The 24,124-nt window shown below is 68.3% G+C and carries 20 protein-coding genes and 1 tRNA gene; 12 read left to right on the top strand and 9 right to left on the bottom strand.

The genetic code is table 11. The features are described 5' to 3' along the window. A partial coding sequence (locus CF68_RS35805; protein ID WP_235205633.1) for a pseudouridine synthase occupies positions 1-1,008 on the top strand: 1,008 nt, incomplete at its 5' end. A gap of 90 nt (positions 1,009-1,098) precedes the next feature. On the opposite strand, the gene def is transcribed toward CF68_RS35805, so the two are convergent. Genes def through smc form a run of 4 tightly spaced genes read right to left on the bottom strand, consistent with a single transcriptional unit; the run spans position 1,099 to position 8,644 of the window. Next, on the bottom strand, positions 1,099-1,632 hold the full coding sequence (def, locus tag CF68_RS01260) for a peptide deformylase (protein ID WP_035815503.1): 534 nt from the start codon (positions 1,630-1,632) through the stop codon (positions 1,099-1,101). A gap of 14 nt (positions 1,633-1,646) precedes the next feature. Next, positions 1,647-3,776 (bottom strand): NAD-dependent DNA ligase LigA, encoded by a 2,130-nt coding sequence (gene ligA, locus CF68_RS01255; protein ID WP_084186968.1) that lies wholly within the window; start codon positions 3,774-3,776, stop codon positions 1,647-1,649. Positions 3,777-3,788: 12 nt separating this feature from the next. Then, positions 3,789-5,132, bottom strand: coding sequence for a cell division protein ZipA C-terminal FtsZ-binding domain-containing protein (locus CF68_RS01250; protein WP_035815501.1), 1,344 nt, complete (start codon positions 5,130-5,132; stop codon positions 3,789-3,791). Then, positions 5,129-8,644, bottom strand: coding sequence for a chromosome segregation protein SMC (gene smc, locus CF68_RS01245; protein WP_035815499.1), 3,516 nt, complete (start codon positions 8,642-8,644; stop codon positions 5,129-5,131). Before smc ends, CF68_RS01250 begins: the two co-directional genes overlap by 4 nt. 431 nt (positions 8,645-9,075) lie before the next feature. On the opposite strand from smc, the gene CF68_RS01240 reads away from it, so the two are divergent. Next, positions 9,076-9,903, top strand: coding sequence for a ferritin-like domain-containing protein (locus tag CF68_RS01240; protein WP_035815498.1), 828 nt, complete (start codon positions 9,076-9,078; stop codon positions 9,901-9,903). 17 nt (positions 9,904-9,920) lie between these two features. Here CF68_RS01240 and CF68_RS01235 read toward each other — a convergent pair whose 3' ends face one another. Beyond that, positions 9,921-10,889: a DMT family transporter gene (locus tag CF68_RS01235; RefSeq protein WP_035815497.1), complete on the bottom strand. Its 969-nt coding sequence runs from the start codon at positions 10,887-10,889 to the stop codon at positions 9,921-9,923. Positions 10,890-11,083: 194 nt separating this feature from the next. Here CF68_RS01235 and dapC point away from each other — a divergent pair, with 194 nt between their 5' ends. The 7 genes from dapC (at position 11,084) to CF68_RS01195 (ending at position 17,754) form a co-directional block, all read left to right on the top strand. Continuing rightward, positions 11,084-12,283, top strand: coding sequence for a succinyldiaminopimelate transaminase (gene dapC / locus CF68_RS01230; RefSeq protein ID WP_035815496.1), 1,200 nt, complete (start codon positions 11,084-11,086; stop codon positions 12,281-12,283). Between the two features lie 65 nt (positions 12,284-12,348). Further along, the gene (gene dapD / locus CF68_RS01225; RefSeq protein ID WP_013956972.1) at positions 12,349-13,176 is read left to right on the top strand and encodes a 2,3,4,5-tetrahydropyridine-2,6-dicarboxylate N-succinyltransferase; all 828 of its coding nucleotides are present in this window, start codon (positions 12,349-12,351) and stop codon (positions 13,174-13,176) included. Positions 13,177-13,273: 97 nt separating this feature from the next. Next, positions 13,274-13,657, top strand: coding sequence for a hypothetical protein (locus CF68_RS01220; protein ID WP_035815495.1), 384 nt, complete (start codon positions 13,274-13,276; stop codon positions 13,655-13,657). Positions 13,658-13,679: 22 nt separating this feature from the next. Beyond that, a complete protein-coding gene (locus tag CF68_RS01215) occupies positions 13,680-14,027 on the top strand; it encodes an ArsC family reductase (protein ID WP_035815492.1) in 348 nt (115 codons plus the stop codon). 19 nt (positions 14,028-14,046) lie between these two features. Then, a complete protein-coding gene (dapE, locus tag CF68_RS01210; RefSeq protein ID WP_035815489.1) occupies positions 14,047-15,210 on the top strand; it encodes a succinyl-diaminopimelate desuccinylase in 1,164 nt (387 codons plus the stop codon). Positions 15,211-15,236: 26 nt separating this feature from the next. Next, positions 15,237-16,130 carry a 50S ribosomal protein L3 N(5)-glutamine methyltransferase gene (gene prmB, locus CF68_RS01205; RefSeq protein ID WP_035815487.1) on the top strand — a complete coding sequence of 298 codons (894 nt, stop codon included), beginning with the start codon at positions 15,237-15,239 and terminating at the stop codon, positions 16,128-16,130. 361 nt (positions 16,131-16,491) lie between these two features. Next, complete coding sequence (locus tag CF68_RS01195; RefSeq protein WP_035815482.1) at positions 16,492-17,754, top strand: MFS transporter; 1,263 nt, start codon at positions 16,492-16,494, stop codon at positions 17,752-17,754. 6 nt (positions 17,755-17,760) lie between these two features. Here the strand turns inward: CF68_RS01195 and CF68_RS01190 are convergent, their stop codons facing one another. Both CF68_RS01190 and CF68_RS01185 read right to left on the bottom strand, forming a co-directional pair. Then, positions 17,761-19,083 (bottom strand): HipA domain-containing protein, encoded by a 1,323-nt coding sequence (locus CF68_RS01190; RefSeq protein ID WP_035815480.1) that lies wholly within the window; start codon positions 19,081-19,083, stop codon positions 17,761-17,763. Then, entirely contained in the window at positions 19,076-19,396 is a 321-nt protein-coding gene (locus CF68_RS01185; protein ID WP_013956979.1) for a helix-turn-helix domain-containing protein, read from the bottom strand. The genes CF68_RS01190 and CF68_RS01185 overlap by 8 nt, the downstream gene beginning before the upstream one ends. 306 nt (positions 19,397-19,702) lie before the next feature. On the opposite strand from CF68_RS01185, the gene CF68_RS01180 reads away from it, so the two are divergent. The 3 genes from CF68_RS01180 to CF68_RS01170 all read left to right on the top strand — a co-directional run bounded on the left by CF68_RS01180 (position 19,703) and on the right by CF68_RS01170 (position 22,496). Next, positions 19,703-20,710, top strand: a complete 1,008-nt coding sequence (locus CF68_RS01180) for a tripartite tricarboxylate transporter substrate binding protein (RefSeq protein WP_035815478.1) — start codon at positions 19,703-19,705, stop codon at positions 20,708-20,710. A gap of 65 nt (positions 20,711-20,775) precedes the next feature. Then, positions 20,776-22,335 carry a class I adenylate-forming enzyme family protein gene (locus CF68_RS01175; protein WP_035815475.1) on the top strand — a complete coding sequence of 520 codons (1,560 nt, stop codon included), beginning with the start codon at positions 20,776-20,778 and terminating at the stop codon, positions 22,333-22,335. An 84-nt stretch (positions 22,336-22,419) separates the two neighbouring features. Continuing rightward, positions 22,420-22,496: transfer RNA gene (locus tag CF68_RS01170), tRNA-Val, on the top strand. Positions 22,497-22,560: 64 nt separating this feature from the next. On the opposite strand, the gene CF68_RS01165 is transcribed toward CF68_RS01170, so the two are convergent. Both CF68_RS01165 and CF68_RS37900 read right to left on the bottom strand, forming a co-directional pair. Beyond that, positions 22,561-23,709, bottom strand: a complete 1,149-nt coding sequence (locus CF68_RS01165; RefSeq protein WP_035815473.1) for a CaiB/BaiF CoA-transferase family protein — start codon at positions 23,707-23,709, stop codon at positions 22,561-22,563. Between the two features lie 14 nt (positions 23,710-23,723). Next, positions 23,724-24,124, bottom strand: a 401-nt coding sequence (locus CF68_RS37900; protein WP_235205632.1) for a zinc-binding dehydrogenase, incomplete at its 5' end; no start/stop codon positions are given.

Here is a 24,124-nt window from a genome sequence, read left to right as displayed (position 1 = left end):
GGCGAGGACAACACCCGCCCCCGCCGCTTCGAAGGCGCCGACTCGCGTCCGCGCCGTTATGGCGATGACGACCAGCGCCCGCGCCCCGCGCCGTCGGGCGAGCGCCGCCGTGAAGGCACCGCTCCGGCACGCCGCTTCAGCGACGCCGCCGACCGCATCCGCACCGCCGGCCCGGCACGCCAGCAGGCACCGGCCGCGCGCCAGGAAAAGCCCGCCCGCGCCGAGTCCAGCCACGACGACGGCCTGGTGCGCCTGTCCAAGCGCATGTCCGAACTGGGCCTGTGCTCGCGCCGCGAAGCCGACGAATGGATCCCGCACGGCTGGGTGCTGGTCGACGGCAAGCCCGTGACCGAACTGGGCAGCCGCATCCGCCCCGACGCCGAGATCGAGATCATGCAGGAAGCGCGCTCCGAACAGGGCGAGCGCGTCACGGTGCTGCTGAACAAGCCGGTGGGCTACGTCTCCGGCCAGGCCGAAGACGGCTACGAGCCGGCCGCGGTGCTGTTCACTCCCGAGAACCAGTGGGAAGGCGACCCCACGCGCAAGCGCTTTGCCCCGTGGCAACGCAAGAGCCTGGCCCCGGCGGGCCGCCTCGATATCGACTCAACCGGCCTGCTGGTGCTGACGCAGGACGGCCGCGTCGCGCGCGCGCTGATCGGCGAGGATTCGACCGTCGAGAAGGAATACCTGGTGCGCGTGGTCTGGCACTCGCCGCAGGGCGTGGTCGAGCGCAATATCAGCGCGGAATTCCCGGCCGATGATCTCGAGCTGCTGCGCCACGGGCTGTCGCTGGATGGCGTGCCGCTCAAGCCGGCCAAGGTGAGCTGGCAGAACGAGGAGCAGCTGCGCTTCGTGCTGCGCGAAGGCCGCAAGCGCCAGATCCGTAGGATGTGCGAGCAGGTCGGGCTGCAGGTGGTGGGCCTCAAGCGCGTGCGCATGGGACGCGTGGTGCTGGGGGACCTGCCGCCGGGCAAGTGGCGATTCCTGGGGCAGTTTGAGAAGTTCTGATTCCGGAATTTGCCGACACAAAAAAAACCGGTCCCCAAGGACCGGTTTTTTTGCGCCTTGCGCGGGTTCGATACCGCGCAGCACCGCTCGTCAATCGTCGTTATTCGGCGGCAGATCCGGAAACAACACCTCCGTAAACCCAAACTGCCTGAAGTCCTTGATCCGCATCGGATAGAGGATGCCCTGCAGGTGGTCGCACTCATGCTGCACCACCCGCGCATGGAAGCCCTCGGCCACGCGCTCGATGCGGTTGCCCATCAGGTCGTAGCCGCTGTACTTCAGCCGCAGGTGGCGTGGCACCACGCCGCGCAGGCCAGGGACTGACAGGCAGCCTTCCCAGCCGTCCTCCATCTCGTCGGACTCCATTTCCAGCACCGGGTTGATCAGCACTGTCTTGGGCACGGTCGGCGCGTCGGGGTAGCGCGGGTTGCGGTCGAAGCCGAAGATCACCACCTGCAGGTCCACGCCGATCTGCGGCGCGGCCAGGCCGGCGCCGTTGGCGTGGTCCATGGTGTCGAACATGTCTTCGATCAGCGTGCGCAGCTCCGGCGTATTGAAACGCTCCACCGGCCGCGCCACCTGCAGCAGGCGCGCGTCGCCCATCTTGAGAATCTCGCGGATCATGGTTGTTTCCCCGGTTATTCCTGTGCCGGCGCGGCGCCGGCCTCTGCCAGCAGCGCCAGCATGCCGGCCTCGTCCAGCACCGGCACGCCCAGCGCCTCGGCCTTGTCGAGCTTGCTGCCTGCCTCGGCGCCAGCGACCACGTAGTCGGTCTTCTTCGATACCGAACCCGCCACCTTGGCGCCGGCGGCTTCCAGCAGTTCCTTGGCGTCCTCGCGCGACATGGTGGGCAGCGTGCCGGTCAGCACGAAGGTCTTGCCCGACAGCGGCGCCGGGGCCTTGGCCACCGGCTCGCTTTCCGCCCAGTGTACGCCTGCGGCGCGCAGTTGTTCGATGACCTCGACGTTGTGCGGCTCGGCAAAGAAGTGCGCGATCGACTGCGCCACCACCGGGCCGACGTCGTTCACTTCCAGCAGCGCGGCTTCGTCGGCTGCCATCAGCCCATCCAGCTTGCCGAAATGCCTGGCCAGGTCCTTGGCGGTGGCTTCGCCCACATGGCGGATGCCCAGCGCGAAGATAAAGCGGTTCATGGTGGTCTCGCGCGACGCGTCGATCGCCGCCACCAGGTTGGCCGCCGACTTGTCGGCCATGCGCTCCAGCGCGGCCAGCTTGGCCACGCCCAGCTTGAACAGGTCCGCAGGCGTGCGCACGATGCCCTGGTCGACCAGTTGCTCGACCAGCTTGTCGCCCAGGCCTTCGATATCCATGGCGCGCCGCTGCGCGAAATGCAGCAGCGCCTGCTTGCGCTGCGCGGCGCAGATCAGGCCGCCGGTGCAGCGCGCGATGGCTTCGTCCTCGAGCTTCTCGATATGCGAGCCGCACACCGGGCAGGCGGTCGGCATCACGAAGGCGCGCGCATCAGCCGGGCGGCGCTCGGTCACCACGCCGACCACTTCCGGGATCACGTCGCCAGCGCGGCGCACGATCACGGTGTCGCCGATATGCACGTCCTTGCGGCGGATCTCGTCCTCGTTGTGCAGCGTGGCATTGGTCACAGTCACGCCGCCGACGAAGACCGGCTTGAGCCGCGCCACCGGCGTGATCGCGCCGGTGCGGCCGACCTGCACTTCGATGTCCTCGACGATGGTGGTCATTTCCTGCGCCGGGAACTTGTGCGCCAGCGCAAAGCGCGGCGCGCGCGAGACAAAGCCCAGGCGCTCCTGCTCGGCCAGTGCGTTGACCTTGTAGACCACACCGTCGATGTCATACGGCAGCGCGTCGCGGCGCTGGCCGATATCGCGGTAGAAATCCAGCAGGCCCTGCGCGCCCTTCACCACCGCGCGGTCCTTGCACACCGGCAGGCCCAGCGCGGCAAAGCCGTCGAGCATCACGCTGTGGGTGGGCGGACGGTCCACGCCCTGCAGCTCGCCCAGGCCGTAGGCGAAGAATGACAGCGGCCGCTTGGCGGTGATGCGCGGATCGAGCTGGCGCAGGCTGCCCGCGGCGGCGTTGCGCGGGTTGACGAAGGTCTTCTCCCCGGCCTCGGCCTGGCGTTCGTTGAGCTTGTCGAAGTCGCCGCGGTACATGAAGACTTCGCCCCGCACTTCAAGCACGGCGGGAGCCTGGCCGCGCAGCTTCAGCGGAATCGCCTTGATGGTGCGCACGTTGACCGTGACATCTTCGCCGGTCTCGCCGTCGCCGCGGGTGGCGGCCTGCACCAGGCGGCCATCCTCATAGCGCAGCGACATGGCCAGGCCGTCGAACTTCAGCTCGCAGGCGTACTCGACCGCATCGGCGGCGCTGAACAGGTCCTGCTCGCCGGCGGCGGGCGCGGTGCGGCCCAGGCCCTGCGCGCAGCGGCGGTCGAAGTTCAGTACGTCTTCATCCGCAAAGCCGTTGTTGAGCGACAGCATCGGCACGCGGTGGCGCACCGAGTCGAAGGCCGACAGCGGCTCGCCGCCCACGCGCTGGGTGGGCGAGTCCGGCGTCTGCAGTTCGGGATGCTCAAGCTCCAGCGCCTGCAGCTCACTGAACAGCGCGTCGTACTCGGCATCGGGAATGGTGGGCGCGTCCAGCACGTAGTACTGGTAGTTGTGGCGATCCAGCTCGTCGCGCAGCCAGGCCACGCGCTTGGCGGCGGCTTCGGGCGGCAAGGGGCCGGCGGGCGCGGAGGCATCTGCCTGCGCGCCGCGGTGTGTTGCGGTCATGGCAGGCTCCGGCTAGATACTGAACAGGCGCTGCGCCACCAACGAACCGGCCGGCATGCCGCGCGCTTCCAGCTTGTTGTACAGCGTTTCAAGCTGGCTGAAGATCGCGACGAACGAGGCCTCGGTCAGCGGCCGCATATTGTCGTCGACCAGTTGCGCGCCCATGCGCTGGGCCAGCGTGTGGCCGTATTCGCACACGGTCTTGAACGGCTTGGCGGCCTGGTCGGCCACCGGCACGTCGAGCAGCAGCGTGATCTGGCGGCCGGCCTTGACGGTCAGGTCGTCGCGCAGGAAGTTGGTGTCGCCGAACTGCAGCGTGAACAGCGGACGCTGCACGCCCTCGGCGTTGGCCTGGTAGCGGATAAAACGCGTGCCGTCGCGCGACAGCACCAGCCCGTCCTGCGTGGCCACGTTCTGCACGTACGCCGCCGACCACGGCGCGCCATCCGAGATCACGTTGACGCCCAGCTGCACGTCGCAGCCGGCGGCAAAGCCGTCAAGCTCGCGCGCGTTGGCGACGGTCTCGCTCATGTCCGGCAGGTCGGCCGAGGCATCGAGCGACTCGGCCAGCGACTCTACCGCGGTGACGAATTCCGAGAACTCCAGCGCGTTGAGCGGGCCGCCGCGGTTGGCCAGCTGCACGCCGACCTGCAGGTCTTCATACTGGTGGCCGGCGGTGACCGGCTCCCATGCATTGGCTTCAGTGCGCAGGCCCTCGATATGGACCTGCTTGGTGCCGGCCCGGCGCAGCCGGCCGGTCAGCGGCAGGATGCGGTCACCGGAGGCCTTGCGCTCCAGGTGCAGGGGCACGATGCAGTCGATCAGCGGATCGATCAGGGCCGGCGCGGGCTGGCCATCGGGCACGGCAGCCACCGGGGCCGGGGCCGGGGCGGGTGCAGGCGCGGGAACCGGGGCCGGAGTGGCCTCGGCTTCAGCTTCAGCTTCTGCTTCGGCCTTGTCCTCGGCGGCCTCGGCATGCGTCGCGGCGGCCGCGACGGACACTTCCTCGGCGACGACTTCGTCCGCGTCCGCGGTGCTTGCGGCGGCCGCAGCGGCGGCAGCCGCATGGTTGTTGTCCGTCGCCACCGCGGCACCGGCCGTGGCCTGCGCCGGAGATAGCGTCGGCTCACGCCGCGGTGCCTGTTCGGCAGCGGCTTCGTGCAGGCGCGCGGCGGTTTCCGGCGCGGTGCCCTGGCCGACCACCGGCTCGCGCATCGGCGGCAGGTCGTCTTCGGGGCTGAGCTCGCGCGGGCGGCGCGCCTTGCGGATCTGCCACTGGTTGTAGCCGAACACCAGTACCACGAAAACCAGGCCCGCGACGATCAGCGCGGTCTGCAGGTCCATGTTCAGTTTCATGCTGCCTCCGCCATCGAAACCGCCGCGTCCATATCCACGGCCACGATACGCGAAACGCCCTGCTCCTGCATGGTCACGCCAATGAGTTGATGAGCCATTTCCATGGCAATCTTGTTATGTGAGATGAAAACGAATTGAGTCTTGTCCGACATGCGCGCCACCATATTGGCGTAGCGCTCGGTGTTGGCGTCGTCCAGCGGCGCGTCCACCTCGTCCAGCAGGCAGAACGGTGCCGGGTTGAGCTGGAACATGGCAAACACCAGCGCGATCGCGGTCAGCGCCTTCTCGCCGCCCGACAGCAGGTGGATGGTCGAGTTCTTCTTGCCCGGGGGCTGCGCCATCACCTGCACGCCGGCGTCGAGGATCTCCTCGCCGGTCATGATCAGGCGCGCCTGGCCGCCGCCGAACAGCGACGGGAACAGCTCACCGAAATGATGGTTGACCTGGTCGAAGGTGCCCTGCAGCAGCGCGCGGGTTTCCTGGTCGATCTTGGCGATCGCGTCTTCCAGCGTGTTGATGGCGTCGTTCAGGTCGGCCGACTGCGCATCGAGGAAGGTCTTGCGCTCGCGCGCCGCGGCCAGCTCGTCGAGCGCGGCCATGTTGACCGGGCCCAGCGCGTTGATGGCGTTGTTGATGCGCGTGACTTCGCCCTGCAGGTATGACGGCTTCAGGTCGCCGGTCAGCTTGTCGGCCAGCGCGGCCTCGTCCACCTCGGCCGCGGTCAGTTGCTCGCTGAACTGCTCCTGGTTCAGGCGCGCGGCCTGTTCCTTGAGCTGCAGTTCAGTGATGCGGTCGCGCAGCGGCTGCAGGCTGCGCTCGGCGGCCAGGCGCTGCTCGTCGTGCTGGCGCAGCTGTGCCGACAGCGCATCGAGTTCGGTGCGCGCGATGGTGAGCTTTTCTTCCTTCTCGGCGCGGCGCTCCAGCGCTTCCTGCAGGCCGGTGTTCGCGGTCTGCTCGTTGATGGTTTCCAGCTCGGCGCGGGCGTTTTCCAGCGATTCGGCAATGCGTTCGGCCTGGTCGGCTGCCACCTGGATATTGCGGCGCAACTCGTCGATGCGGCTCGCCAGGTTGCGCTCGGCAAAGAGGGCTTCCTGTGCGGCGCGCTCGAAGTCGCGCAACTGGTGGCGCGCGCCCGAGAGCTTGCTGTCCAGCGCCTCGAAGGCCATCTGCTGGTCTTCATGCGTGGCTTGCATCTCGGCCAGCGCGGCGTCGTGCTGCTCGAAGCTGGCTTCGGATTCGGCGCGGATGGCGCGCTGCTCTTCGATCTGTGCGTGGATCTCGTCCAGTTCCTCGCGGATCTGGCCGCTGCGGGCGGAATAGCGCTCCATCGCCTGCGACAGCTTGAGCACGTCCATCTGCAACGCGTGCACGCGGCGGGTAGCCTGCTCGGCGCGCGCGCGGGCATCGCCCAGCCCCTGGCTGGCCTGGGTGTAGGCCGCTTCGGCACGCACCGCCTGGGTCTTGGCTTCGTCGGACAGCAGCAGCTGCGCGCGCGCCTGCTTCTGCAGGTTTTCGATTTCCTGCTCGCGCGCCAGCATGCCGGCCTGCTCGGAATCGGCGGCGTAGATCTGGATGGCGTTGCGGCCCACCAGGTGGCCCTCGGCCACGACGAACGACGCACCGTCAGGCAGCGTGTTGCGCGCGGCCAGCGCCTGCGCCATGTCGGTGGCGACATAGGTATCGGCCAGCCAGTCCTGCATCACGGCGCGGATGCCCGGCTCGGTGACCTGCACCAGCGACATCAGCGGGCGCAGGCCGGCAGGCGTTTCCAGCGGACGGGCGGCGGCCGGCGGCGAGTAAAACGCCAGCTTGGCCGGCGGCGCGTCGGACAGGAAGGCCTTGACCCAGTCCAGGTTCGACACTTCCAGCGCGGCCAGCTTCTCGCGCAGCACGGATTCGAGCGCGTTTTCCCAGCCCGGCTCGATATGGACCTTCTTCCACAGGCGCGGCAGCTCGGCCAGCTCATGCCTGGCCAGCCACGGCTGTACCTTGCCGTCGGTCTGCACGTTCTCCTGCAGCTGGCGCAGCGCCGACAGGCGCGCCTCCAGCGTGGCGATGGCGGAGGCTTCGCTGTGCACGCGCGCCTGCGCGGCGCGGCGCGCTTCGTCCAGGCGCGGCACGCTCTCTTCGGCGTCGGCCAGCACGGCCTGGGCTTCCTCGACCAGCGCTTCCTGCTCGGCCAGCTCGGCGCGGGCCTGCTCCAGGCGGGTCTCGTCGGGACGGTCCAGGCCCTTTTCTTCCGCCGACAGGCGTTCGCGGCGCTGTTCCAGCTGCTGCAGCATCTGGTCGGCGCTGCGCTGCTGCGCGGCTTCGAGCTTCAGGGCCTGCTCGGCCTGCATGATGCCGGCGCGCTGCTCGTTGAGCAGTTGCTGGGCGTCGCGCCATTGCCCTTCCAGCGTCGGCAGTTCGTCGTTCTTGTGGGCGACGGCTTCCTGCGCCTCGACCGTGCGGCCTTCGGCTACTGCCAGGTTTTCCTCGGCCTGCGCCAGCTCGTCGGTGGCCTGTTCGGCCTTGCCCTGCCACTGCTCGCGCTGCCCGGTCAGCGCCGCGATCTGGGCCTGCACGCGGTTGCGCGATTCCACCACGTAGCGGATCTCGGCTTCTAGCTTGCTGACTTCGGCATTGGCCTCATACAGCACGCCCTGCGCGGCGTGCATGCCATCGGACGCCGCGTAGTGCGCGGCGCGCATGGTTTCGAGCTCGGCTTCGACATGGCGCAACTGCGCGGTCTGCGCTTCCAGGTCGATCTGGGCCTGCTCGATGGCGCGCTGGTGGCGTTCCTGCTCTTGCTGGGCCTCGCGCTTGCGCAGCAGCCACAGCAGGTGCTGCTTCTCTTCGCCGTCGGCGTGCAGCGTCTTGAAGCGCTGCGCCACCTCGGCCTGGCCTTCCAGTTTCTCGAGGTTGCTGCCGAGTTCGCGCAGGATGTCTTCGACGCGGGTCAGGTTCTCGCGCGTGTCGGACAGGCGGTTTTCGGTCTCGCGGCGGCGTTCCTTGTACTTGGACACGCCCGCGGCTTCTTCCAGGAAGATGCGCATGTCATCGGGCTTGGCCTCGATGATGCGCGAGATCATGCCCTGCCCGATGATGGCGTAGGCGCGCGGGCCCAGGCCCGTGCCCAGGAAGATGTCCTGGATGTCGCGCCGGCGCACCGGCTGGTTGTTGATGTAGTAGGACGAAGTGCCGTCGCGGGTCAGCACGCGCTTGACCGCGACTTCGGCGTACTGGCTCCACTGGCCGGCAGCGCGGCCCTCGGCATTGTCGAACACCAGTTCGACACTCGCCCGGCCGGCCTGCTTGCGCGCGGTGGAGCCGTTGAAGATGACGTCCTGCATGGATTCGCCACGCAGCTCTGACGCACGTGACTCACCCAGCACCCAGCGCACCGCATCGATGATGTTCGATTTGCCGCAGCCGTTGGGACCTACGATGCCGACCAGTTGGCCGGGCACTTGAAAATTGGTGGGATCGACAAATGACTTGAAGCCCGCCAGCTTGATCGAGGATAGTCGCACGGTTTCTCGTGTGGTATCGGCCACTCCGGTATCGGAACCGGGGTCGGCCTGGTATCGGGGCTATTGCACTGTTCAGAAAGCCGGGCTGCGCGGGAGCCGGCGCGGCGTGACGCCAGCACCTCAAAATACCCCTCGGGCCCGAGAATTGGGGCTAATCATACCATCGCAGATGCCTTCGCCGGCCCGTTTGGCAGTCGCCCCGGCGTCATATCCCATGGCCGATTTCCCTTGCTATTCCGCCCCTTACAAGCGTTTCCGCAAGCACTTTGGCAGGCGCCGCGGGCGCTGTCAGCCATCGTTGCCGGCCAATCGCCGGGAAACTAATTAGGGTAAATGCTAGTCTCTGATCTGTCGGCGTGACTCCGGATGCGCTCCGAGCCACACGCCCATGAACGCCCCTCGCAGCCTTTGGCCAACCAGGAGGACAGAGCATGAGTGAACCGTCAACGGCCGCCCGGCCGTGGTCTGTCAGCGACATCAACTACCAGGCGATCGACGTGGAACGCGTACGCGGCGACCGCGATTTCTTCTACCTGCTGGTGTCAGCCTCGTTCATCGAGAGCGGATCCGACACCTATGCAGGCAACCTTGCCACCTATTACGCCCGTGTGCCCGACGCGGCCGACTGGCTTTCCGAGCACTGGGAAGCCGAGGAACTGCAGCACGGGCTGGCGCTGCGGCGCTATGTCGAGCATGTCTGGCCGGAATTCGACTGGGAGCGCGGCTATGCACGCTTCTTCGACGAGTACAGCAAGACCTGCTCGATCGACCAGTTCGAGCCGACCGAGGGCCTGGAAATGGCGGCCCGCTGCGTGGTGGAAACCGGCACCGCCGCCTACTACCGCGCGCTGGAACAGGCCAGCGACGAACCGGTGCTGCGCGACCTGACGCGCCGCATCTCCAACGACGAGGTGCGGCACTACAAGCACTTCTACCAGTACTTCAACCGCTTTGCGGCATCCGAGCGGCTGGGCCGGCTGCGCGTGCTGGGTGCGCTGGCGCGCCGGCTGCTGGAGATCAAGAACGAGGACGCCGCGATCGCGCTGCGCAATGTGCTGCGCATGGAGCGCGGTGTGGAAGCGGTGTCAGAAGCCGAGGTGCGCGCGCTCAACGCGCGCGTGTCCGGGGTGATCCGGCGCAACATCCCCATCGAAATGACCGTGAAGATGCTGCTGCGGCCGCTGCACTTGCACCGCGGCGTGGAGCGCGCGGTGCGGACTCCACTGGTGGCAGTGGTGTCGCGGGTCATGCTGCACTGAAGCGCCCACCGGGTCAGTCAGTGACATGCGGCTGCCTCGGCGCCCGCTGCGGCTGGCGCCAGCGCGCGGCTGCGGTGCACCAGTCCCGACAAGGCGCCGGCGGCCACGATGCACAGCCCGCCGGCCGCTTCCTTCCAGCTCAGTACCTCGGTCGCCAGCCACCACGCCGACAGCGCTGCGATCACGATTTCGAACAGCATCAGCAGCGACACGCGGTTGGCCGGCAGCCGCTGCAGCCCGTATTGCACCACCGAGTTGCTGACCACCAGCACCGCCGCCAGGCCCAGCACCAGCATGCCCACGCTGACCTGCGCGCCCTGGACGATGGTCATCGACGGGCCATCCAGCAGCAGCGCGGCCGGCACGCCCACCACCGTGCAGCCCAGGTAGACCACCACCGTGCGCACGCGCGCGTCCATGTCCGGGAAACGCTGGCCGGCGCGGCGCGACAGCACGTTATTGACGGCAAAGCCCATGCCGCCGATCAGGCCCGACCATTCCGCGGCGGAACCTGGCAGCGGCACGCCGACCTCGGGCGTCCACAGCATCAGCCCGGCGCCGAACAGGGCCAGCGCCACCAGCGACAGCCCTGCCGCCGACAGCCGCTCGCCCAGGAACAGCCGGGCAAACAGCGCAGTCCAGACCGGGGTCAGGTAGAACAGCAGCAGCACGCGCATCACATGGCCGTTGACGCTGCCCCAGACGAAGCCGGCATTGGTCACACCCGCCGCCAGCCCGATCGCGACGAACAGCCAGTGCGGGCGCAGGCCGGCCAGGTGCCGGCGGAAGGCCAGCAGCGACAGCACCGCCGCGACCGAGCTGACCAGCGCCGCGGCGTGCATGCCGCCCAGGCCCCAGCCCGCCAGCACGCGGTACGGGAACCAGGCGATGCCCCAGACCGAGGCGCCGATCAGGATGGAAAGCGATGCCTTGACCGCATGGCGGTCGGCCGGCGCATGCTGCGCCGCAACAGTATTTGTGCTCATAAAGGGAATCAGTGCGAGGCGAGCCGGGCCGCCGGCCAGTGACAGGCAGGCAGCGTCCGGACGGCGCCGGCGGCATCACCAGGGCGTGATGCCCGCCATCCGTGCTCGTGGCCGGCCGCGCGGGCCGGGCCGGCGCACGGAAACCCGCGCCGTTCCTCTATAATGCGTCGTTTTAACCGGCCCCGACTGACACTGTGAATCCGCGCCTCGACCTGCTCCAGCCCTACCCGTTCGAGAAACTGCGGGTGCTCTTTGCGCAGGTAAAGCCTGCCGACAAGCCGGCCATCAGCTTTGGCATCGGTGAACCCAAGCATCCGACGCCTGAATTCATCAAGCAAGCGCTGGCGGAGTCGCTCGCGGGGCTGGCGAATTATCCCACAACGGCAGGTTCCGATGCACTACGGCAGTGCATCGCCAGCTGGCTGGAACGCCGCTACGGCCTGCCCAAGGTCAACGCCGCCACCGAAGTGCTGCCGGTGACCGGCTCGCGCGAGGCGCTGTTCGCCTTTGCCCAGACCGTGGTCGACGGCACCCGCCCGGGCGCGCTGGTGCTGTGCCCCAACCCGTTCTACCAGATCTACGAAGGCGCGGCGCTGCTGGCCGGCGCCACTCCGGTATTCGCCAACAGCGACCCGGCGCGCAACTTCGCCCCGGCCTTCGACCGCATCGCCGACGATGTCTGGCAGAAGGTGCAACTGCTGTTTGTGTGCACGCCCGGCAATCCGACTGGTGCGGTGCTGTCGCTGGAAGACTGGAAGCAACTGTTTGCGCTGTCGGACCGCTACGGCTTTGTGATCGCCTCGGACGAGTGCTACTCGGAGATCTATTTCGACGAAGGCCGCGCCCCGCTGGGTGCGCTGGAAGCCGCGCACAAGCTGGGCCGTGGCTTTGACCGGCTGGTGATGTTCTCCAGCTTGTCCAAGCGCTCCAACGTGCCGGGCCTGCGCTCGGGCTTCGTCGCCGGCGATGCCGCGCTGCTGAAGAAATTCCTGCTATACCGTACCTACCACGGCGGCGCCATGAACCCCGCGGTGCAGAGCGCCAGCATCGCCGCCTGGAACGACGAATCGCATGTGCGCGAGAACCGCGCCGCCTACGTGCGCAAGTTCAGCGAAGTCACGCCGATGCTGGCCGAGGTGCTGGACGTGGCGCTGCCCGATGCCGGCTTCTACCTGTGGGCCGATGTCTCGCGCACGGGGCTGAGCGATACCGAGTTCGCCGCGCGCCTGCTGGCCGAGCAGAACGTGACCGTGCTGCCCGGCAGCTACCTTGCGCGCGAAGCCGACGGCATCAACCCAGGTGCAAACCGCGTGCGCATGGCGCTGGTGGCGACGCCCGAGGAATGCCTGGAAGGCGCGCGCCGGATCGTGGAATTTTGCAAATCGCTGGGCTGACCCGCACTTTCCCGGGAGGGTATTTCGCCTTTCCCGCCATCCAATCAACCACTGAAAAAACGAACATGACGCAAGCTCTGCAAGCCCTGATCGACCAGGCCTGGGAAGACCGCACCAGCCTGTCGCCCAAGTCCGCCCCCAACGACATCCGCGAAGCCGTCGCCAACGTCATCAGCCAGCTGGATTCCGGCGCGCTGCGCGTGGCCGAGAAGCAAGGCAAGGACTGGATCGTCAACCAGTGGGTCAAGAAGGCCGTGCTGCTGTCGTTCCGCCTGGAAGACAACGCGCCGATGAGCGCCGGCGGCTTTGCCCAGTTCTACGACAAGGTGCCGACCAAGTTCGCCAACTGGAGCGCCGACGACTTCGCCAAGGCCGGCTTCCGCGTGGTGCCGCCGGCCGTGGCCCGCCGTGGCTCGTTCATCGCCAAGAACGCGGTGCTGATGCCGTCGTACGTCAACATCGGCGCCTACGTCGATGAAGGCACCATGGTCGACACCTGGGCCACGGTCGGTTCGTGCGCGCAGATCGGCAAGAACGTCCACCTGTCGGGCGGCGTGGGCATCGGCGGCGTGCTGGAGCCGCTGCAGGCCAACCCGGTCATCATCGAAGACAACTGCTTTATCGGCGCACGCTCGGAAGTGGTTGAAGGCGTGATCGTGGAAGAGAACTCGGTGATCTCGATGGGCGTGTACCTGGGCCAGTCGACCAAGATCTATGACCGCGAAACCGGCGAGATCCACTATGGCCGCGTGCCGGCGGGCTCGGTGGTGGTGGCGGGCAACCTGCCGTCCAAGGATGGCAAGTACAGCCTGTACTGCGCCGTGATCGTGAAGAAGGTCGACGCGCAGACCCGCGCCAAGACCAGCCTGAACGACCTGCTGCGCGGCGACTGAGCGCGCCTGGCGCAGCCCGCAACGGCTGCGCCGCCCCGCCCCAGGGCCCGGCCCCGGGGCAGTATTTCCGTTGTCACCCCGCCTGGCCAGGCTGAACATGCCTTCCCTCCGCAAGCGACTCATGGCCCTGGATCCCACCACCGTCAGTACCGTGCTCTCCCTGCTGCCCACCATTCTCGAGCAGGCCAACAAGACCATCGAGAAGCTGAAGAAGAACAAGCGCAAGGATGGAACGCCGGAAGGCGCGGTGGCCGACACGCGCGATCCCGTGGCCCGCATCGCCGAGCTGGAAGCCGCTGCCGTGCAGCAGGCCGAGGCCGTCAAGCTGCTGGCCGAGCAACATGCCATCACCATCGATGCGCTGCGCAAGGAAGCCGCCCGGCTGGACCGCCGCCTGCGCCTGATGACTGCGGTGGCAATGGGCGGCGTGGCGCTGGGCCTGGGCGGCCTGGTGATCGCGCTGAACCTGCTGTTCCGCTGAATCCAATCCATCAAGACTAGCCATGACCGTCCTGCTCTACGGCATTCCCAACTGCGATACCGTCAAGAAAGCCCGCACCTGGCTGGATGCCAACGGCGTGGCCTACAGCTTCCACGACTTCAAGAAGCAAGGCGTGGATGAAGCCATGCTGCGCGGCTGGCTGAGGCATGTACCGCTGGCGACGCTGCTCAACCGCAAGGGCACCACCTGGCGCGCGCTGTCGGACGCCGACAAGGCCCGCGCCGAGCAGGAAGCCGGCGCGATCGCGCTGATGCAGCAAAGCCCGTCGCTGATCAAGCGCCCGGTGCTGGCCCACGATGGCAAGGTGATGGTCGGTTTCTCCGCCGACCAGTACGCCGGCCAGTTCTGATTTCCATTTCCGTAGTCCGATGACCGCCACCCTCGCCGCCACCCTCGCCCTCACCGAAGACCTGATCCGCCGCCGCTCCGTCACGCCCGCCGACGAAGGCTGCCAGGCCGTCCTGGAAACCCGCCTGAAGGCGCTCGGCTTCGACTGCGAAGCGCTCGTCAGCGGCCCCGACGATTTCCGCGTGACCAACCTGTGGGCGGTCAAGCGCGGCACGCAGGGCAAGGACGGCAAGCTGCTGGTCTTTGCCGGCCATACCGACGTGGTGCCGACCGGCCCGCTGGAGCAGTGGCATTCGGACCCGTTCGAACCGACGCACCGCGACGGCAAGCTGTACGGCCGCGGCGCCGCCGATATGAAGACCTCGATCGCCGGCTTCGTGGTGGCGGTGGAAGAGTTCGTCAAGGCGCACCCTGCGCATGCCGGCTCGATCGCCTTCCTGATCACCAGCGACGAGGAAGGCCCGGCGCACGACGGCACCATCAAGGTGGTCGAGGCCCTGTCCGCGCGCGGCGAGCGCCTGGACTACTGCGTGATCGGCGAGCCGACCTCGGTCGACACGCTCGGCGACATGGTCAAGAACGGCCGCCGCGGCTCGCTGTCGGGCAAGCTCACGGTCAAGGGCATCCAGTGCCATATCGCCTACCCGCACCTGGGCCGCAACCCGATCCATGAAGCCGCGCCGGCGCTGGCCGAGCTGGCCGCCGAGGTCTGGGACCAGGGCAATGAGTACTTCCCGCCGACCAGCTGGCAGATGTCGAACATCCACGGCGGCACCGGCGCCACCAACGTGATCCCGGGCCACGTCACCATCGACTTCAACTTCCGCTTCTCGACCGCCAGCACGCCCGAAGGCCTGAAGGCGCGCGTGCATGCGATCCTGGACCGCCACCAGCTGGAATACGCGCTGGACTGGACCCTGGGCGGCGAGCCCTTCCTGACCCCGCGCGGCGAGCTGTCCGACGCGCTGTCGTCGGCGATCGAGGCCGAGACCGGCGTCAAGACCGAGCTGTCGACCACCGGCGGCACCTCGGACGGGCGCTTTATCGCCAGGATCTGCCCGCAGGTGATCGAGTTCGGCCCGCCCAACGCCAGCATCCACAAGATCGACGAGCACGTTGAAGTGCGCTTCATCGAGCCGCTGAAGAACGTTTACCGCGGCGTGCTGGAACGTCTCGTCGCCTGATTTTTTTCGCCGAAAGACACCCATACATGGCAACGCCCTCTCCCCTGCGCACCGTGCGCGACCTGCTGCGCCTCGCAGTCTCGCGCTTTACCGCCGCGCGCCTGTCCTTCGGCCACGGCAGCGCCAATGCCTATGACGAAGCCGCCTACCTGGTGCTGCATACGCTGAACCTGCCGCTCGACACGCTCGACCCCTTCCTGGACGCGCGCCTGCTGCCCGAGGAAGTCGATGCCGTGCTCAAGGTCATCGACCGCCGCGTCAATGAGCGCGTGCCGGCCGCCTACATCACGCACGAGGCCTTTATGCACGGCCTGCGCTTCTACGTCGATTCACGCGTGATCGTGCCGCGCAGCTTTATCGGTGAACTGCTGCAGGACGGGCTGGAGCCCTGGGTTGGCGAGACCGACAGCATCGGCCCGGTGCTGGAGCTGTGCACCGGCTCCGGCTGCCTGCCGATCGTGGCCGCGCACGTCTGGCCGAACGCGAAGATCGACGCCGTCGACATCTCGCCCGACGCGCTCGCCGTGGCACGCCGCAACGTGGCCGACTACAAGATGGACGACCGCATCCGGCTGTATGAAGGCGACCTGTACGCGCCGCTGCCGCATGGCGCCACCTACGACGTGATCCTGACCAACCCGCCCTACGTCAACGAAGGCTCGATGCAGGCGCTGCCGCCGGAATACCTGGCCGAGCCGCGCATCGCCCTGGCCGGCGGCGACGACGGCATGGACGTGGTGCGGCGGATCATCGCCGGCGCCAAGGCGCACCTGAACCCGGGCGGCGTGCTGGTGGTGGAGATCGGCAACGAGCACGCCAACGTGGAAGCCGCGTTCCCCGAGCTGGAAATCGTCTGGCTGCCGGTCAGTGCGGGGGATGAGCAGGTGTTTTTGCTGACGTATGACGCGCTGCCGGGGTAGTTTGTTAGCGGACTCATAGCTCATCACGGTGGGGGTAGCAATTCAAGCCGGGCTGTCGGTCTGCCAGTGCCTGCCCTCACCCCCTGCCCCTCTCCCGCAAGCGGGAGAGGGGAGCAAACCGGCCGAACGCCGGCGTGGTTGGTAGAACCACCGTTTTTCGCTGACCGATTGGGTGCTCCCTCTCCCGCTTGCGGGAGAGGGCTGGGGTGAGGGCCGGCGTTTCGACGAAGTGCTGCGCAAACTGGGCGAACACCGGCCATCCCCCGGCCATGAATACCGCGCCCGCTCTACACTCGCTGCAGATATCCGCCAACCATTGCGCCTTCGCCCCGCAGCCAGTGCGGCGGCAAACCCTGAAGCCGTGACCCCCAGCAACACCCGCCTCCCCGCATCGCCCGACGCCCTGCCCGCCCATGCCCCGGCAGCGCACGCCGCGCGCGGTATCGCCCTGCTGACGTTCGCCTTTGCGCTCAGCCAGTTCTTCCGCTCCTGCCTGGCGGTGATGGCGCCCGAGCTGCAGCATGATTTCGGGCTGTCGCCGGCCGGCTTCGGCGCACTGTCTTCGTCGTTCTTCCTGGCCTTTGCCGTGGCGCAGATCCCGGTGGGCATTGCCTTCGACCGCTACGGCGTGGGCCGGCCGACCGCGCTGCTGCTGGCGGTGGGCGCCGTGTCGTCGATCCTGTTCGTGCTGGCGCCCAACGGCGCGGCCGCCACGCTCGCGCAGGTGGGGCTGGGGCTGGCGTGCGCGCCGGTCTTCATGGGCCTGCTGCATTTCGCCTCGGAGCAGCTGTCCGAGCGCGACTACACCCGCGTGGTCAGCCGCTCCAATGCCATGGGCATGATCGGCGCGCTGTGCGCCACGGCGCCGCTGGGCTGGGCCATCTCGCTGATCGGCTGGCGCCCGTCGATGGCGGTATCGGCGCTGGGCATGGTCGCGGCCTGCTATGGCGTGTGGCGCTTCGTGCGCGACCAGGGCCATGCCGAGGCCCGCAGCGCGTCGTGGCCGGCGATGCTGTCGGAAAGCCTGCAGCTGCTGAAGCTGGCGCCGCTGTGGACGCTGATTCCGCTGTGCGTGGCGATGTCCGCCGGCACCGCCTTCCGCAATGCCTGGAGCGGCCCCTACCTGGCCGACGTGTTCGGCCTGGGCTCGGCGCCGCGCGGGGTGGCGCTGGCGCTGCTGAGCCTGGCCGGCTTCCTGACCGCCTTCCTGCTGCCGGTGCTGGTCCGCCGCAACACGCTCAAGACCGCCATCGCCGGCTGGTCGTGCTTTGCCATGTCGGGCTCGTTCCTGCTGGCGCTATGGCCGGACAGCGGCATCGGCTACGGCGTGGCGATGATGGCGCTGCTGTCGACCATCGGCATGCTGCACCCGCTGGTGATGGCGCAGGGCCGCGGGCTGATCCCGCCGTCGCGGCGCGGGCGCGGGCTGGGCCTGCTCAACACCTTTGTGTTCCTGGGATCGGCGCTGACGTCATGGGGCTACGGGCTGATCGCCAATGCCGGCCATGTGCGCGGCTGGCCGCTGCCCTCCACCTATGCGGCGATCTTCCTGTCCGCGGGCCTGCTGATTGCTGCCGCACTGGTGCCCTACTTCTTCAGCCAGCCGCACCCCACCAGTCATTAGCCAGACTCAGGCCGCGGCAAGCGCCCTGACCATCTCGGCGATGATGGTGAAACGGACCACGCGCAGGCAGGCCAGTTCGCCTGCAAACCCGCCGGTGAGCGCCGGGCGCTCCCGCGCCATGGCCGCGTTCTGCTGCTCGGCCTGCTCATAGAGCGCCTGCGCGGCCGGCCCGATGCCGCGCAGCATGGCGTCCAGCCGCCGCTCGGCGGTCACGCCGGTCAGGCCCAGCGCGCGCCCTGCCTCCAGCACCAGCGCGCGCGAGAAATCGCTGTAGAACTCCACCCCCAGCACCGGCCAGGCAAAGCGGTGCGCCTGCGGCCAACCGGTCTTGTCATAGGTGCGGGTGGCGTAAGCCGCCTCGCTGAGCAGGTCGTAGAACGGCGCCAGCGCAATGCCGGCATCGGACACCAGGAAGCTCAGGTTCTTCAGGTGCGCGTCCGAATTGCCCACCAGGATGTTGAACACCAGCCAGTCGAACAGCCGTGCCCGCGCCACCGCCGGCGCGCGGCACAGCGTTGCCAGTTGCGCCAGCCGCCCGACGCTGCCCTGGTCGTACTTGAAGGTGCGCGGCAGGTTCAGCAGCTGGCAGGCATCGATCGCATGCAGCCGCTGCCACTGCCCTTGCTGCGTGAGGTGGCGATCGAAACGGTCGATCAGGTAGACCGGCGACGGTACATAGCGCCGGTGCACCGGCGGCACCTCCAGCTTCAGCCGCGCGGCCAGCGACATCACAAACCACTCGTTGATGACTGAATGCGGATAGATCTCCTGCATCTGGTGGGTCGGTTTCAGGATGTGCGTGGACGGCGTATCCGCGCCGGGCTCGAACAGCGCGCCGTCCTGCAGCACCACCGCCAGCTTGTGCTGGGCGCCGGCCAGCGACATGCGCTTGACCGCGCCATGCGTAAGCGGCACGCTGGGCAGGCTGTGGATGCGGGCGTCGAGCGCGGCGTCGCTCAAGGGGCGCAGGGCCGGCGCGGTGGCGGGCTCGCGGCCGGGCGGCAGCAGCGTCAGCGAGCCCGCCGATTCCGCCCCATAGTGCGCCAGCAGGGCAAAGGCATCGGCCTCGTTGCGGATGCTGGCATCGCGTGCCAGCAGCGCACGCTGGCCGTCTTCGGGCAGCAGGTTGTCGAAGTACCACTGCACCGGCCGCAGCGTGCTGCCATCGGCGAGCGCCTCCGGCTGCAGCGGCAGCGCCGGGCTCAGGGCGAAGGCGTGCGGGTTGCCCAGCCACGCCGCGTCATAGCGGAACGACCAGGCATCGCTGGCCTCATGCAGCTCGCCCACCGGCGCTCCGTTGATGCTGGCGACCAGTACGCGCTCAGCCATGCTGGTCGCCTCCCTTGACCGCTGCGCGCCGGTTGCGGCTGCGCGCCTGGCGTTGCCTGAGCTTGGCGAGTTCGGCCGCTACCAGCGGCGCCGCTGCCTCCGGCATGTCGACCACCACGCGCAGGCCAAGCCCTTCCAGCACCTGGAACAGCTTGCCCCACTGGATGCCTTCGGCGCCGTTCTCTACGCGCACCATGAAGTTCTCGCTGACGCCGATGGCGCCTGCGGCATCGTCCTGGCGCAGGCCTTGCGCCTTGCGGGCAGCGCGCACGAAGGCGCCGATATCGCCGGGTTCGGTGAGGGTCACTGGCACAAAAATCTCCTTGATTGCAAAGACTTTAGTGTCTCCAGGCGGGAAAATCAAGAAATCTCCCTGATTGCAAAGATTCAAGCCTCTGAACACGATCAACCGGCAAAATCTCCTCATTCACAAAGATTATTGCAGCCATCCGCGCCGGTGCCGCCCTACCGCTTCGCCTGCAAAAAGCCAGACTTATCGATTTAAGAATTCCGCTGGCGGGCTTACCCCTTTACCGTTTGTGACACCAACATCCCAGCCCGACCTGGCGACAAGGGACAACGGCTGCGCCCGCGGCCGGCACAACGAGGAGACAAGCTGATGGCATCCCTGATCGCATCCCGGCGCCCCACCTGGGGCCGCCGCGCATGGCTGGCCGGCATGCTGGCCACCGCCGCCGCAACCGCCTTGCCGTCCGGCGCCAGCGCCGAGACCTGGCCATCGCGCCCGATCCAGCTGCTGATCCCCTACCCGCCGGGCGGCAGCGCCGACCTGCTGGCGCGCCCGGTCGCCGCCAGGCTGCAGGAGCGCCTGGGCCAGCCCGTGGTGCTGGACTACCGGCCCGGCGCCGGCGGCACCATCGCCAGCCAGGCGCTGGCTCGGGCCAAGCCCGACGGCAACACCCTGATCATGGTGCTGGCCGCCCATGCCATCAATGCCAGCCTGTACCCGAAGCTTCCCTATGACACGCGCAAGGACTTCGCGCCGGTCTCGCTGGTAGCCAACCTGCCGATGATCCTGGCCGGGAGCCCTTCGCTGCAGGCCACCAACGTGAAGGAGCTGATTGCAGAGGCCAAGGCCGCGCCCGGCAAGCTGACCTTCGCCTCGGCCGGCAACGGCAATACCGGCCACCTGGCGGGCGAATTGTTCGATTCCGTCGCAGGCATCAAGATGACCCACGTTCCGTACAAGGGCAGCGCACAGGTGGTGACGGCAATGCTGTCGGGCGAGGTCCAGCTGACCTTCGACAGCATCTCCACCACCCTGCCGCATGTGAAGAGCGGCAAGCTGCGCGCACTGGCGGTAACCGGCAGCCAGCGCGCAGCGGTCGCGCCCGAGGTGCCGACGCTGGCCGAGGCCGGCGTGCCGGGCATCAGCATCACCGGCTGGTACGCGGTGCTGGCACCGGCCAGCACGCCGCAGTCCGTGATCGACCGGCTCAGCACCGAGATTGCCACGGTGCTGCGCCAGCCCGAACTGAAGGCCACGCTGGCCGCCAACGGCTATGAGCCGGTGGGCTCGACGCCCGCCGCGCTGCGCACCCATATCGACGCCGAGATCAACCGCTGGAGCAAGGTGGTGAAGGACTCCGGCGCACAGATCCAGTAAGTCTGCTTCGATCCATCATCGCTCTTCGGGTGCGCCACGCTGGTACCCGCATCCCCTCGCCGAACATGACCCAACCGACCCCACCGACCCCACTTCAACGCCCCTTCACCACCATGTCCGTGCTCGTGCGCGAGCACGCCACGCAGCGCCCCGCGCAGCGCGCCCTGATGCATGGCGAGCGCGTGCTCGACTATGCCGGCCTCGATGCCGCCATGGACCGCATCGCCGCGGCGCTGGCCCGCGACGGCGTGCGCCCCGGCGAAGCCATCGCCATCTGCGCGTCGTCCTCGATCGAATACGCCGCGGTGTACCTGGGCGCGGTACGCGCCGGCGTGGTCGTGGCGCCGCTGGCGCCGTCATCCACGCCGGACAGCCTGGCCGGCATGGTTGCCGACGCGGGCGCGCGCATCCTGTTCGCGGACGCCACCGTGGCCGACGTGCTGCAGCCCGTGCGCGACCAGCTGGCCGCCACGCCCATCGTCACGCTGGACGGCAGCGACGCAGGCCAGCCGTACCAGGCCTGGCTCGCACCCGCCGGCACGCCGGTGACCGAGCCCGGGATCCGCCCGGAGATGCCGCTCAACATCATCTATTCCTCCGGCACCACCGGCACCCCCAAGGGCATCGTGCAGTCGCACGGCATGCGCTGGGCCCATGTGTCGCGCGGCGCCGCCACCGGCTACGGCACGCATGCCATCACGCTGCTGTCGACGCCGCTGTACTCCAACACCACGCTGGCCAGCTTCTTCCCGACCATCGGCCTGGGCGGCACGGCGATCCTGATGACCAAGTTCGATGCCGGCCAGTACCTGGCGCTGGCGCAGCAGCATCGCGCCACGCACACCATGCTGGTGCCGGTGCAGTACCAGCGGCTGCTGGCGCATCCGGAGTTCGACCGCCATGACCTGTCGTCCTTCCAGCAGAAGTTCTGCACCAGCGCGCCGTTCAGCCCTGCCCTGAAGGCCGAAGTGCTGCGGCGCTGGCCGGGCGCGCTGACCGAGCTGTACGGCATGACCGAAGGCGGCGGCGGCTGCCTGCTGTTCGCCGACCAGTTCCCCGACAAGCTGCATACCGTGGGGCGCCCCGCCACCGGTGCCGACGTGCGCATCATCGACGACGAGGGCCGCGAGCTGCCGCCCGGCAGCACCGGCGAAGTGGTGGGCCGTTCGGCGGCGATGATGAACGGCTACCACAACCAGCCGGAGAAAACCGCCGAGACCGAATGGCACGACGCGCAGGGCCAGCGCTTTATCCGCACCGGAGATATCGGCCGCTTCGACGAAGACGGCTTCCTGGTGCTGATGGACCGCAAGAAGGACATGATCATCTCCGGCGGCTTCAACATCTACCCGAGCGATCTCGAGGCGGTGGTGCGCGAACACCCGGCGGTGGCCGACGTATCGGTGGTGGGCGTGCCGTCGGAGCGCTGGGGTGAGACCCCGGTGGCCTTCGTCGCGCTGCGCGCCGGCGGCGGCGCCACGGCGCAGGACGTGCTGGCCTGGGCCAACCAGCACCTGGGCAAGACCCAGCGGCTGGCCGCGATCCATGAGGTGGAGAGCCTGCCGCGCAGCCCCATCGGCAAGGTGCTCAAGCGCGAACTGCGCGACCGCCTCACCGGCGCCTGACGCGCCGCGCACGGCACAAGCGCAAAAAGTTGGCGAGGGTGCTTGCGCAATCGAAAAGGCGTCTCTATAATTCGCGCCTTCGCTAGGCTCGTAGCTCAGCTGGTTAGAGCACCACCTTGACATGGTGGGGGTCGTTGGTTCGAGTCCAATCGAGCCTACCAACGCACAACGGAACACGGACGGTACGCATTGCGCACCGTCCGTTTTTCTTTTCCGGCGCCGGTTTCAGGTGCCGATGCCGAACTCCGCCAGAACCGCTTCCGTATGCTGGCCCAGCGCCGGCGCATTCCCTGCCGGCCGTTCCGATCCTGCCATGCCTGGCAGGTTGGCCCACGGCACTTCGCCGATCCCTGCCAGCGGCAGGCGGCCGAACACGCCGGCCTGCGCGCATTGCGCGCTCTGCAGCAGGTCCCGTGCATGGCCCACGCGCGCGAACAGCACATCGTGCTCGGTCAGCAGCGCCTCCCAGTGCGCCAGCGGCTGTGCGGCAATCGCCTGCGCCACGCGCCGGCCCAGTTCCGCCGCGCGCGGCAAACGGCCGGCGCTGGTGTGCAGCGCCGGATCGGCCAGCCAGTCGTCGAAACCCAGCAGCGTTGCCAGCCGCACGAACATGGCGTCGTTGAGCATGCTCAGGTACAGCCGGCCATCGGCCGCATCGAACAGCCCGGTGGGCGCATTGGCCACGGCCAGCTCCGCATCGGGGAACATGGCGTCATCCACCATCAGGTAGGACTGCAGCGCGGCACTGGTCTCCAGCAGCGACAGCCGCACGTGCCGGCCGCGGCCGTTGCGCGCGGCCTTGTACAGCGCTGCCGACGCATGCTGGGCCGCATAGAGCCCGGTGCTCAGGTCGACCATGTAGAAGGCGATGCGGCGCGGCTGGCCGGCGCTGTCGCGGTTCAGGTGCATCAGGCCGCTGAAGGCCTGCATGGTGGTGTCTACCGCCGGCATGTTCGCCATCGGGCCGGCATGGCCGTAGCCCGAGATCGAGACATAGACCAGCGCCGGGTTGCGCGCGGCCAGTGTCTCGTAGCCAACGCCCATGCGCTCGGCCACGCCGGGACGGAAGTTCTGGATCACCACGTCGGCCTGCTGCGCCAGCCTGGCGATGGCGGCCCGGCCGCTGCCGCTGCGCGCGTCCAGCAGCACGCTCTCCTTGCCCGCGTTGCAGGCGACCGCAATCGCGGTCTGGCCGGCGCGGATGCGCCCCATCTGCCGCGACCAGTCGCCGCCCGGCGGCTCCACCTTGATCACGCGCGCGCCCTGCTGGCGCAGGATCAGGCCGCAGTACGGGCCGGCGATGCCCTGGCTCAGGTCGAGCACGGTCAGGCCGTCGAACATGGCATCGTCCGTTGCCGCTTGTGCATGGTGCATGTCGTGGTCTCCGTTCAGATATCCAGCATGACTTTGCCGATGGCGCGGCGCGACATCGTGGTATCGACGGCGTCGAGCCAGTCGCTCAGCGGGAAGTGCTGCAGCACGGGCGGCGCCAGCTTGCCGCTGGCTGCCGCCTGCATGATCTCGGCCACCATCGCCTGCACCGGCTGCGCAAAGCGCCGGCGCTCGTCGGTCAGGCCCCAGCCGATGTAGTAGCCGTAGTTGAAGCCGATCAGGGTCAGGTTCTTCACCAGCAGCAGGTTGGCCGGCACCTCCGGGATGCGCCCGCTGGCATAGCCGATCGACAGCAGCCGCGCGCCCGGCGCCGCGCAGCGCAGCGAGGCGTCGAAGAGATCGCCGCCGACCGGATCGAACACCACGTCGGCCCCGCCCGCGGGGCACAGCGCCTTGA

Origin of the sequence: Cupriavidus sp. SK-4, assembly GCF_000611125.1 — a bacterium.
Classification (GTDB): Bacteria; Pseudomonadota; Gammaproteobacteria; order Burkholderiales; family Burkholderiaceae; genus Cupriavidus; species Cupriavidus necator.
Note: the sequence above shows the minus strand (reverse complement) of the source record. Positions and strands in the feature narration are given on the sequence as shown.